Here is a 10,893-nt window from a genome sequence, read left to right on the forward strand (position 1 = left end):
AGATGCGACCGCCGACCAGCAGGACGATCGCCCAGCCCCCGTAGCCGGTCGCGGCGATCAGGACGAGCAGTACGACGATGCCGACAAGTGGACCGTAGGCCAGACGGACGAGGAAGTGTCCGGTGCGCCGGATGATCTCGACGAAGCCGCGGTCGAACTCAGCTTCGAGACCGGGCGCCCCCTCGACCGGCTCGTAGGTGGTGGTCTCCCCGTCGAATTCGTGGAACACCGATTCGCCGTCGACGTGCCACCGGCCCGGCGCTTCGTCGAAGGAGGTGGGGGTTTCGTCCAGCCAGTAGAGGGCGGTGAGACTCAGCCAGCCGAGCGGCTGCCGCAGGCTGTCGTTGCGCTCGGCATGCCACCGCTGCCAATCGTCGACGAACTGATCGAGTGTTGCAGTCATGACGCGCGGGCTCCTTCGGTGACGGTGTGCGGGTCGCGCAGGCCGAGGTGACCGCGCAGGGTGGTGCTGTCGTATTCGGTGCGGAAGCTGCCGCGTTCCTGCAGCAGCGGGACGACCGTGTCGACGAAGTCGTCGAGGCCGCCGGGGGTGAGGTGCGGAACGAGGATGAACCCGTCGCCGGCGTCGGTCTGCACGTAGAGGTCGATCTCGTCTGCGACCTGCTGCGGCGTTCCGATGAACTGCTGGCGTGCGGTGACCTCGATGATGAGCTCGCGGATGCTCAGTTTCTCGGCGTCCGCCTTCTCCTTCCACTGCCGGGCGACGGCCAGCGGATCCTTCGCGTGGCGCACGCGTCCGCGCGTGATGGTGACGTTGTCCTCCGGGTCGACGTCCGGGAGCGGGCCGTCCGGGTCGTACGACGACAGGTCCTTGCCCCATACCTGTTCGAGGAAGGCGATGGCCGTCTGCGGGCCGACCTGCTGCAGGCGGATGTGCCGGGCCCGCTCGTGGGCGTCCTCCTCGGTGTCTCCGAGGACGAAGGTCGCGGCGGGCAGGATCTTCAGCTCGTCCCAGCTGCGGCCGTACTTCGCCAGTCGATTCTTGACGTCGGTGTAGAAGGCACGGCCCTCCTCGAGGGTGCCGTGCCTACTGAAGATGGCGTCGGCCTTGGCGGCACCGAATTCGCGGCCCTCGTCGGAGTCGCCGGCCTGCAGGAGGACGGGATGCCCCTGGGGACTGCGCGGCACTTCGAAGCGGCCCGAGATGTCGAACTGGGTGGTGCGGATGTCGAAGGACGCGATATCGCCGTCGGGAGCGAAGATTCCGGCCTCGCGGTCGATCACGGGTCCGCGGGCGGACCAGCCGTCCCACAGTTTCCGCACCACGTCGACCACTTCGGCGGCGCGGACGTACCGTTGCGAGTGCTCGAGGAAACCGCCGCGGCGGAAGTTCTCACCGGTGAACGCATCCGACGACGTGACGAGGTTCCATGCGGCACGACCGTCCGAGAGATGGTCGAGGGTCGCGAACTGCTTGGCCAGCTCGTACGGCTCGTTGAAGGTCGTGTTGATGGTGCCGGCCAGGCCGAGGCGGGTGGTGGCGCCGGCGAGGGCCTCGAGCACCGTGAGTGTATCGGGGCGTCCCACGACGTCGAGGTCGTGGATGCGGCCGCGGTGCTCGCGGAGCCGGAGTCCTTCCGCGAGAAAGAAGAAGTCGAACTTGCCGCGTTCGGCGGTGCGGGCGAGATGCAGGAACGACGAGAAGTCGATCTGGCTCTTCGACTCGGGGTCGGCCCACACCGTGGTGCTGTTGACGCCGGGGAAATGTGCGGCGAGGTGGATCTTCTTGCGAACAGTGTTGCGGGACACGATGATCGTTCCTTCAGTGAGTAGCCGCGAAGCGGTTGGCGGGACGGGACAGACCGAGCCGGTCGCGGAGGGTTCCGATAGTGGGCGCGACCTCACGGCGGACGACGGGCAGCACGTACTCGACGATGCGACGGAGGGTGGACGGCAGAGCGAGCGGCCGCAGGGTCACCCCGTCCACACCCGTTGCGTCGCAGAGCAGTTCGATCAGGCCCTCGGACGTACCGACGTGGACGAGCGTGTCGGAGCGGTACGGCTCCCCCTCCCACGCCTCGAGCTGCGCGAGAGCCGCGGCGGCGTCGTCGCCGAGCAGGACGTCGACGTCGAGCAGGACGAAGATCCGCCGGTCGCCCACTTCCGCCCGGATGCGGCCTGCCAGTTCGGATGCTGCAGCGAGATCGATGGCGCGGATACGCACGACATCCGCTCGCTGCGCGGCGAATTCGAAGGATTCGTTACCGATCACCGTCACTGCGACCAGCGGTTGCCCCTGCGGGGACCGCGGCACGATCGACGAGCCCTTGACGGAAAAGTACTCGCCGACGAAGTCGATGTAGTGGACCTTGTCGCGATCGAGGAAGCGGCCGGTGGCGACGTCGCGGATCTCGGCGTCGTCCTCCCAGCTGTCCCACAGCCGTGCCGCGACCTCGGCGGCCTCGTGTGCCTCGGCCCACAGCGCCGCGGTGTCCTGCTCGTCCTTGCGGCCGAACAACTCCACGACGCCCGGCGTCACCGCGACCTCCCATCCGGCGCGACCGAGCGTGGTGTGGTCGATCGTCTGGATCGCCTTGGCGACGTGGAACGGCTCGGTGTGGGTGACGGTGGCCGTGGGGATCAGACCGATGCGCGTGGTTGCGGTGGTCAGGCGCGCCGCCAGGCCGACGGCTTCGAGGCGGCCGCGCACCTTGGTCGCGTCCGAGACGACGCCGAAGGTGTCGGGGAGGAAAGCGAAGTCGACGCCGGCACGGTCGGCGGCACCGACGAGGTCGGCCCAGTAGCGGGGGGTGAACAGTTCCTCGGCGCGCGAGTCGTCGCGTCGCCAGGACGAGGGATGGATGCCGGTGCCGGCGAAGTCGACGGCCAGCAACAATTCTGAACTATCGGACATGGTGGACCTTCCCGGGGATGGCCTCGAGCAACGTCTGCGTGTACTCGTGCTGTGGGTTGTCGAATATTTCTGTGGTGGAGCCGTATTCGACGACCCGGCCGGCGCGCATCACGGCGACGGTGTCGCTGATCTGCCGGACGACGGCGAGGTCGTGCGAGATGAACAGGTAACCGAGTCCGAGTTCGGTCTGCAGTGAGGTGAGCAGGTCGAGGATCTGTGCCTGGACCGACACGTCGAGCGCCGAGACGGGTTCGTCGAGGACGAGCAGCTCGGGGTTCAGGGCGATGGCCCGTGCGATGGCCACGCGTTGCCGTTGTCCACCGGACAGTTCGGCCGGTTTGCGGTCCAGATGTGCCGTCGACAGCGCCACCTGGTCGAGGAGACGGGCGACGTGCGCGGCACGTTCGGCTCTCGTGCCGATGCCGAACGCTTCGAGGGGTTCGGCGACGATGTCGCGGATCCTCAGCTTCGGGTCGAGCGAGGCGTAGGGATTCTGGTGCACGATCTGCACCCTGCGGCGCAGCGCCCGCAGGGCACGGCCACCGAGCGCGGTGATGTCGTCACCGTCGAACCGGACCGATCCGGAGGTCGGGGTCTCGAGCCGGATCGCGATGCGCGAGACCGTGGACTTGCCCGAACCCGACTCCCCCACGAGCGAGAGGGTGCCGCCGCGGGGTACGTCGAAGGACACATCCCGCACGGCGTGCAGCAAGGACTTCCGGTCGATGCGGAAGGTCTTCGACACCGTCGACACCGACAGGATCGACGCAGCCTCTTTCGGCGTGGGCCGCACGACCGGTTCCGCGAGGCTCGGCGCGGCCGCGATGAGCGAGCGCGTGTACTCGTGCTGCGGGTCGGCGAGGACCTGCGCCGCCGGTCCGGTCTCGACGACCCGTCCCCCCTGCATGACGACGATGCGGTCGGCGCGATCAACCGCGACACCGAGGTCGTGGGTGATGAGCAGTACCGCAGTGCCGGTCTCGGCGATCCGTGCGTCGAGGTGGTCGAGGATGCGGCGCTGGACGGTCACGTCGAGCGCGCTGGTCGGTTCGTCGGCGATGACGAGGTCGGGTCGGCAGGCGAGGGCGATACCGATGAGCACCCGCTGCCGCTGACCGCCGGACAGTTCCTGCGGATACTGCTTCGCACGCAGCTGCGGGTCGTCGAGCCCGGCCTCTTCGAGGATGCGCAGCGCCTCGATCCGCGCGGTGCGCCGGTCGGTGAGACCGTGGATGCGCAGCACCTCGGCGATCTGGTCGCCGATACGGATGACGGGATTGAGGGAGGTCGTCGGGTCCTGCGGAACGAATCCGATCCGGACTCCGCGGATGCGTTCGAACGCGCGCTCGGACAGGTCGTTCAGCGATGTGCCGTCGAAGGTCACCGACCCGGCCGTGACGCGACCGGTTCCGGCGAGCAACCCGATGATCGCGTGCGCTGTCGTGGACTTGCCCGACCCCGACTCGCCGACCACCGCGACGACCTCGCCGCGACCGACGGTGAGATCGACACCGTTCACCGCGACCACCGGCTCGCGTGACGATCCATAGGCAACCTGCAGGTCGCGCACTTCGAGGAGGCTCATCGTGCGCTCCTGTCCTCGATGGCGTGGCCGACGCGGTGGGCCGAGAGCACGACGGCGACGATGACCAGGCCCGGCAGGGTCGTCATCCACCAGGCCGCGGCGAGATAGTTGCGGCCCTCCGAGATCAACGACCCCCATTCGGGTGTCGGTGGCACGGCACCGAATCCGAGGAAGCTCAGCGATGACACGGCCAGCACGGCCATACCGAATTCGACGGCGGCGAGGGCCGCGACGGGTGCGTACGAGTTGCGCAGCACGTGCCGGCGCAGGACGGTGTGCCACCGGGCTCCGCACGCGAACGCAGCTTCGACGTAGAGCGCCTTGCGTACCCGCAGCACTTCCGAGCGCATGACGCGTGCGAAGTTTGCCACGAGGCTCACACCGACGGCGATCGCGACGTTCATCGTGCCGAAGCCGAGAGCGGTGACCAGGGCGAGGGACAGCAGCAGCGCGGGGATGGACAGCAGGACGTCGACGAGGCGCATGAGTGCCGCGTCGAGGGCACCGCCGACCGCACCGGACAGCAGTCCGACCAGCGAGCCGGCGGCCAGGGCGATGCCGACCGCGACGAGCGTCGCGGTGAGCGACAGGCCGGCTCCGTGCACGACGCGCGTGTACACGTCGCGGCCGAGATTGTCGGTGCCGAACCAGTGCGCGGCGCTCGGGACCTGCAGCTTCTCGGCAGGCACACCCTGCAGTGGGTCGCCCGACGCGAAGAGCGACGGGAACAGTGCGAAGCCCACCGCGAGGAGCAGCACGATCGACGACACGACGAGCACGGCGTTGCGCCGCACCCCTGCCGCGACGGACGTGATCCGGATTCTTCTGCGCGAGAGCGGTTCCGGCAACAGCGTTGCGGGTAGCGCATCGCGGACAAGTGTGTCAGACACGTACCTCGACCTCCCGGAGAGTGTCGTCGTGGGTCGAGTCGTCCTCGGTCGACGCTGCACCACCCCGGTCGATGCCATGGGTGATCCGCGGGTCGATGAGGGGATAGAGCAGGTCGACGGCGAGGTTGACGAGCACGAAGACGGTGGACGAGAACACGACGATGCCGAGCACCACCGGGATGTCCTGCGCCATCACCGACATCTGGGTCAGGCGTCCGACACCGGCCCGGGAGAAGACCGCCTCGACCACCACGGATCCCGCGAGGAGGTTGCCGACGATGACACCGGCGATCGTGAAAGCGGGGATGCTCGACAGCTTCAGCGCGTGACGCGTCTGGATGCGCAGCCGGGAAGCGCCTTTCGCGCGTGCCGCCTCGATGAACGGTTGCCGCCAGGTCGTCCGCAGACTGGTCGCGAGGACCTGAGCGATCACCGCTCCGGCCGGCAGTGCCAGGGTGATCGCGGGAAGGATCACGTGCTCGATGCCCTGGTCACCGAAGGCTGGGAACAGTCGTAACCGGAACGAGAAGAGCTGCAACAGGATCAGCCCCACCCAGAAGGTCGGGACGGCAACCCCCAGCGGGGGAAGCGAGAACAGCAGGCCGCGGAGCCAGTGCGTTCGCGTGTAGGTCGCGAGGAAGGCGACCGCCGTGCCGAACACCAGGGCGAACACCAGGGCGGTGCCCGCCAGGACGAGGGTGCTCGGCAGGGCGGCGGCAATTGCGTCGGTTACCTGCTGTCCGGTGGAGATGGACATGCCGAAGTCACCTCGGACCGCGCTGCTCAGCGCGTTCCAGTACTGCACCGCGACGGGCTGGTCGAGTCCGTACCGCGCCTGGAGCTGTTCGATCGCGGCGGCGTCGACCGGTGTTCCGGCATCGGCACCGGCGGCGATGGAGACCGGATCGGAGGGCAGCAGGAACAGGACCGCGAACGACACCGTGAACGCCGCCCACAGCACCCCCACGGCCTGGAGCACACGGAAACCGAGATAGCGCAGCATGATCTACTCGCTCAGCCAGGTATCGAAGAACTGCAGTCGTGCCGACGCCTCGAACTTCAGGTCGGCGACGTTCGGTCCGGCACCGATTGCCTGCGACAGTTCGACCGTCGGGATCCACAGCCCGTTGTCGAGGACGAGCTGCTGCGCCCGGCCGATGAGCTCGGCACGTGCGGCCGGGTCGGTCGTGGACAGCTGCTGGGCGAGCACGTCGTCGAGATCCGGAATGGGATTGCGCTGGTTGAGGTTCCGCCCGTCGAGCCCGAATGCCGTGCGCAGGATGTCGCCGTCGGCCCGGGTGCTGTTGTAGTAGGACGCCTCGAAGTCGCCGGCATTCTGGCGTGCGGTGTTCTCCGGAGTGGAGACGAGATCGAGCTGCAGGTCGATTCCCACCGCACGCAGCTGCTGCTGCACCAGTTCCAGAATGGCCTGGTTGCCCGCGAAGACGGAGCTGAACAGCACCGGGAAGCTCAGACGTTGCCCGTCCTTGACACGGATGCCGTCGGGCCCGGGCACCCAGCCTGCCTCGTCGAGGATCTGCTCGGCCTTCTGCGGGTCGTAGGCGATGTCGGTGAGTTCGACGTAGCCGGGGGTCGCGGACGCGAGAGTGCTGGTCGCCGGGCGGAAGTCCGGTCCGAGGACCGTGTCGACCAGTTCCTGCCGGTCGATCGCCGGGACGATCGCGCCGCGCACGGCCGGGTCGGCGAGGACACCGCGACTCACGTTGGGCTGGAACCCGAACGGGATACCCGGATTCGGGGTGGTGAGGATGCGACCGCCGGCCCCTTCGATCTGCGGGGCGTCCTGCGGCAGCGCATCCGAGACGGCGTCGAGCTGGCCCGAGGCGAGCGATCCGGTGCGGACACCCGATTCGGGAACGATGGTGAACTCGATCCGGTCGAGATAGGCCTCGCCGTCGTGTCCGAATACCTCCGAGCCCCATGAGTAACCGGTACGTTTGACGAGGGTGGCGGACTTGTCCTGCTGGTAGTGCTCGTAGACGAACGGGCCGGTGCCGGACAGGTCGCCGGCGCAACGTTCCTCAGCGCTCTTCGCGGTGTCGGCCTCCGAGAGCAGACCGAGCTGATGACTTGCTGTGGCCTGCAGGAACGGCGCGTTCGGCACGGAGAAGTCGATCTGCGCCGTGCGGTCGTCGACGACCGTGGTGCCGGCATATCCTGCGAGATACCCGACGGCCTGCGGCGCCTTCACCCCTCCGAGGCTGTTCACGATCGCGTCGAAGTTCTTCTTCACGGAGTCCGCGGTCAGTGGAGTTCCGTCGCTGAAGGTCACACCCTCCTTCAGGCGGAAGGTGAACTGCGTGCCGTCGGCATTCGATTCCCAGCTCTCGGCGAGCCACGGCACGATCTCGCCTGTCCCGGGATCCTGGTCGGTGAGCGAGTCGACGACCTGCCGGGCGACGTAGATGGTCTGGTTGCTGGCGGCCTGCGCGGGATCGGCGCAGGTGGGTGGGACCGACAACCCGTACCGCAGGGTGCCACCGGCCTGCGGATCGCCGGTGGGCTCCGAGTTCGCCACGGCGCCGGTGCCGCACGCGGTGAGGGCAGCGCCCAGTACGGCGGTGGCGGCGGCCGTGACGACGAACCGGGACGCGGAGGAGGACGAGATGGACAACGACGGGCTCCGTGATCTGGACAGGGTTCCGGCGGCATCACCGTGTGGATGCCGTCCGGCGGGCGGGGATGTCGTCCCTGGGGGAACGGGGGGTTCAGCGCGGATCTCGGCCGCAACGACACCTGGCGGCGCAGTGCCGGCACAGATCGACGTGGATGCGTTCCCACGCCCCCACCAGACCTTCGTTCATCATCTTCTCCTCCATCGGTCCCGGCGGTAGCACCCTCACCTGCCCACGGCAGGGGGTTGCTGCGACGTCGTCGAGCCGGGTCTCTCGGTCGCTCTGGATGGTTCGTTACGCGAGGTTACGGAGCCACGGGGCTCGGGCACACCGTTTTTTTCACCACGATCGAAACGGTTCCGACGCCGCTGGCTCAGGCGGTGACGGCATCGCGGTGCGGTATCGCCGCACGCAGTGCCGGCGCGACCTCCGCCTGGAACAGTTCGAGGCTCGCCCGCTGTTCGGCCGCCGAGAACCCGCCGCGGTCGGCGGTCACGTGCGTGACCTCGTGACCGAACCGCTCGTGGTAGCGGAGCACCTTGTCGATCACCTGCTGCGGGCTCCCGATGAGTGCGGAGCTGCGTTCGACGAAGTCCTCGACGGTCTCGAAGACGACGGGAAGTCCCGTCTCCCGGGAGAATTCGAGTCGTTGCTCGAACTGGGTCCGGTAGGCGTCGATCGCTTCCTGCGAGGTCGGCGCGACGTACAGTCCGGCCGTCCCCGCACCCACCCGCGCCTCGGCGGGGTCGTGGCCGTAGGCCGCCCATCGTTCGCGGTAGTGGTCGATGAGCTCGGCGTAGGGCTCGATCGGGTTGGTGACGTTGGCAGAGAAGATCGGATCACCGTACCGGGCTGCGAGATCGACGGATTCGCGGCTGGTGGCGCTGCCGTGCCAGATGGCCAGACGGTGTTGCAGTGGCCGGGGCACGGTGACGGCGTCGGTGAGCGACGGCCGGAACCGACCCTCCCACGTGACCGTCTCGTTCTCCCACAGTGCCCGGAACAGCTCGTAACCCTCACGGTTGCGGTCCCACTGGTCGTCGGGCGTGACGTGGAACAGGTCGGCCTGGGCGGTGCCGTTGCCCTTGCCGATCATCAGCTGCAGGCGCCCACCCGACAGGTTGTCGAGTGTGGAGTAGTCCTCGAACGCGCGGACGGGATCGAGCAGACTCAGAGTCGTGACCCCGGTCCACAATTCGAGGGTGCTGGTCCGCGCCGCGATGTTCGCCAGGACGACGGGAGGCGACGAGGCGAGGAACGGCTTCTCGTGCCGCTCGCCCACCGCGAATCCTTCGAATCCGAGTTGTTCGGCGAGCACGGCGGTGTCGACGACCTCCCGGATCCGTTCGGACGGGGACAGCCACTCCCCCGTCACAGGGTCGGGATGGTGGGTGATGAGACTGAGCATCAGGAACTTCACGCGGAGGCCACCTTTCGGACCAGGAATTTCTCGAAGGGATGCGGGCCGATCTCCTCGGCGGGTCGCCGGGGATCGAACAGGGCGGTGTACCCGGCCGCGAGATACAGCGCGACGGCCTCCGGTTGTCGCCAACCGGTCGTCAGATAGATGCGGGTGTACCCGCGACGTAAGGCCTCGGCCTCGAGTTCGGCGACCACGATGCGGCCGAGACCACGGCGCCGATGGTCTTTCGACGTCCAGATCCGCTTGAGTTCGGCGGTGCTCTCGTCGTAGCGCTGGAAGGCTCCGCCTGCGACCGGCACTTCGTCCTCGACGAGGACGAGCAGGGCACCGTCGGGTGGCGCGAACCGGTCCTCCGGATAGCCGACGAGACTCTCGTACTGCTCCTCGAAGGAGTGCTCGTAACGGGTGCTGTACTCGACCGCGAGTTCTTCGAGCAGCGGTGCGGCCAGGGGATCGTCCTGCCGCACCGCCCGCACTTCGAGTCTGCCGGTCCCGGTCACGAGACCACCGCCGGCTGTCGTGCTCCGAACCGGAACGGTTCGGGGCTGGTGGCGGTGCCGTCGGCGAGGTCGGCGACGAGTTCGCCGATGGCGGGCGCGAACTTGAATCCGTGTCCGGAGAATCCGGCGGCGACGGTGACGGCACCGACGCGGTCGACGACGAAGTTCGAGTCCGGCGTCGCCGTGTACAGGCAGGTGTCCACCCGTGCACTCTCGGCGTCCACGCCGGGGAGCCAGGTCCGGGCGTAGTCGACGAGTCGGCGGACACCGTCCGGGTCCGCCACGAAACTACGGTTGTCCGGTTCGACCTGCGGGCCGGTGCCGTGCTCACCGATCTTGATGCCGTCGACGGAACGGAGGCCGTAGATGCCCTCCCCGTCGAGTCGGGCGCCACGGTGGTGGACGAAGCTGGGCCACTGCGCGTCGGTGAGCGGGACGAAGTGCGCCGGTTGTTCCTGCGTCGTGCGCAGGGCCGGCAGCCGGGGTGCCGTCTCGTTGCCCGCCCCGTCGAGGACGGCGCGCGTCCACGCTCCCGCCGCGACGACGACGTGCCTCGCGGTGATCACCTCGGTGTCGAGCACGATCTCGACGCCGCGATCGGTCTCGCGGACGGTGCGGGCCGGGGTGAGGTGCCGGACATCCGCACCGGCCTGCGCCGCGGCCTGCTGCAGCGCGGCCACCGAGTGGTCGGCGTGCAACCGCCCGGCGTCGGGATGGTGCAGCACCGTGGTGTCGAACCTGATGCCGGGCCAGCGACGCTGCGCCTCGGCGGGATCGAGGACGGTGTGCGCGATGCCGAGTTGATACAGCGTCTTCGCCTTGGCGTGGACGGCCGCGGGCAACCCGTGGTCGACGGCGCCGGTGAGCTCGAGGACCCGGTTGCCCTTGGTCTCTTCGAGCTGCCGCCAGAGCGGTAGGGCACGAGCGGCGAGTCGCCACGCCGCTGCGGAGCCGATGACACCGCCACCGACCACCACGACGTCG

Annotated in this window: 9 protein-coding genes, 1 pseudogene and 1 riboswitch; all 10 genes and pseudogenes read right to left on the minus strand. The window is 68.4% G+C overall.

Annotated features, from left to right (window positions below; translation table 11 throughout):
* A pseudogene (locus tag R1101_RS26240) lies at positions 1 to 403 on the minus strand (hypothetical protein); the annotation flags it as partial.
* Complete coding sequence (locus R1101_RS0109100) at positions 400 to 1,770, minus strand: NtaA/DmoA family FMN-dependent monooxygenase (protein WP_016933131.1); 1,371 nt, start codon at positions 1,768 to 1,770, stop codon at positions 400 to 402. The gene R1101_RS0109100 and the pseudogene R1101_RS26240, both read right to left, overlap by 4 nt.
* A gap of 13 nt (positions 1,771 to 1,783) precedes the next feature.
* Positions 1,784 to 2,875: an LLM class flavin-dependent oxidoreductase gene (locus R1101_RS0109105; RefSeq protein ID WP_026003058.1), complete on the minus strand. Its 1,092-nt coding sequence runs from the start codon at positions 2,873 to 2,875 to the stop codon at positions 1,784 to 1,786.
* Complete coding sequence (locus R1101_RS0109110; RefSeq protein ID WP_016933133.1) at positions 2,865 to 4,460, minus strand: dipeptide ABC transporter ATP-binding protein; 1,596 nt, start codon at positions 4,458 to 4,460, stop codon at positions 2,865 to 2,867. The genes R1101_RS0109105 and R1101_RS0109110 overlap by 11 nt, the downstream gene beginning before the upstream one ends.
* Positions 4,457 to 5,311 carry an ABC transporter permease subunit gene (locus R1101_RS0109115; RefSeq protein ID WP_081494060.1) on the minus strand — a complete coding sequence of 285 codons (855 nt, stop codon included), beginning with the start codon at positions 5,309 to 5,311 and terminating at the stop codon, positions 4,457 to 4,459. Before R1101_RS0109115 ends, R1101_RS0109110 begins: the two co-directional genes overlap by 4 nt.
* A 31-nt stretch (positions 5,312 to 5,342) precedes the next feature.
* The gene (locus R1101_RS0109120) at positions 5,343 to 6,353 is read right to left on the minus strand and encodes an ABC transporter permease (RefSeq protein WP_016933135.1); all 1,011 of its coding nucleotides are present in this window, start codon (positions 6,351 to 6,353) and stop codon (positions 5,343 to 5,345) included.
* 3 nt (positions 6,354 to 6,356) lie between these two features.
* Positions 6,357 to 7,985: an ABC transporter substrate-binding protein gene (locus R1101_RS0109125; protein WP_016933136.1), complete on the minus strand. Its 1,629-nt coding sequence runs from the start codon at positions 7,983 to 7,985 to the stop codon at positions 6,357 to 6,359.
* A gap of 198 nt (positions 7,986 to 8,183) precedes the next feature.
* Positions 8,184 to 8,279, minus strand: a riboswitch (SAM riboswitch).
* 80 nt (positions 8,280 to 8,359) lie between these two features.
* Positions 8,360 to 9,406: an LLM class flavin-dependent oxidoreductase gene (locus R1101_RS0109130; protein ID WP_016933137.1), complete on the minus strand. Its 1,047-nt coding sequence runs from the start codon at positions 9,404 to 9,406 to the stop codon at positions 8,360 to 8,362.
* Complete coding sequence (locus tag R1101_RS0109135; RefSeq protein ID WP_016933138.1) at positions 9,403 to 9,909, minus strand: GNAT family N-acetyltransferase; 507 nt, start codon at positions 9,907 to 9,909, stop codon at positions 9,403 to 9,405. The genes R1101_RS0109130 and R1101_RS0109135 overlap by 4 nt, the downstream gene beginning before the upstream one ends.
* Positions 9,906 to 10,893, minus strand: a 988-nt coding sequence (locus R1101_RS0109140; protein WP_016933139.1) for an FAD-dependent oxidoreductase, incomplete at its 5' end; no start/stop codon positions are given. The genes R1101_RS0109140 and R1101_RS0109135, both read right to left, overlap by 4 nt.

This window comes from Rhodococcus sp. R1101, from assembly GCF_000278445.1.
GTDB classification, from domain to species: Bacteria; Actinomycetota; Actinomycetes; order Mycobacteriales; family Mycobacteriaceae; genus Rhodococcus; species Rhodococcus gordoniae.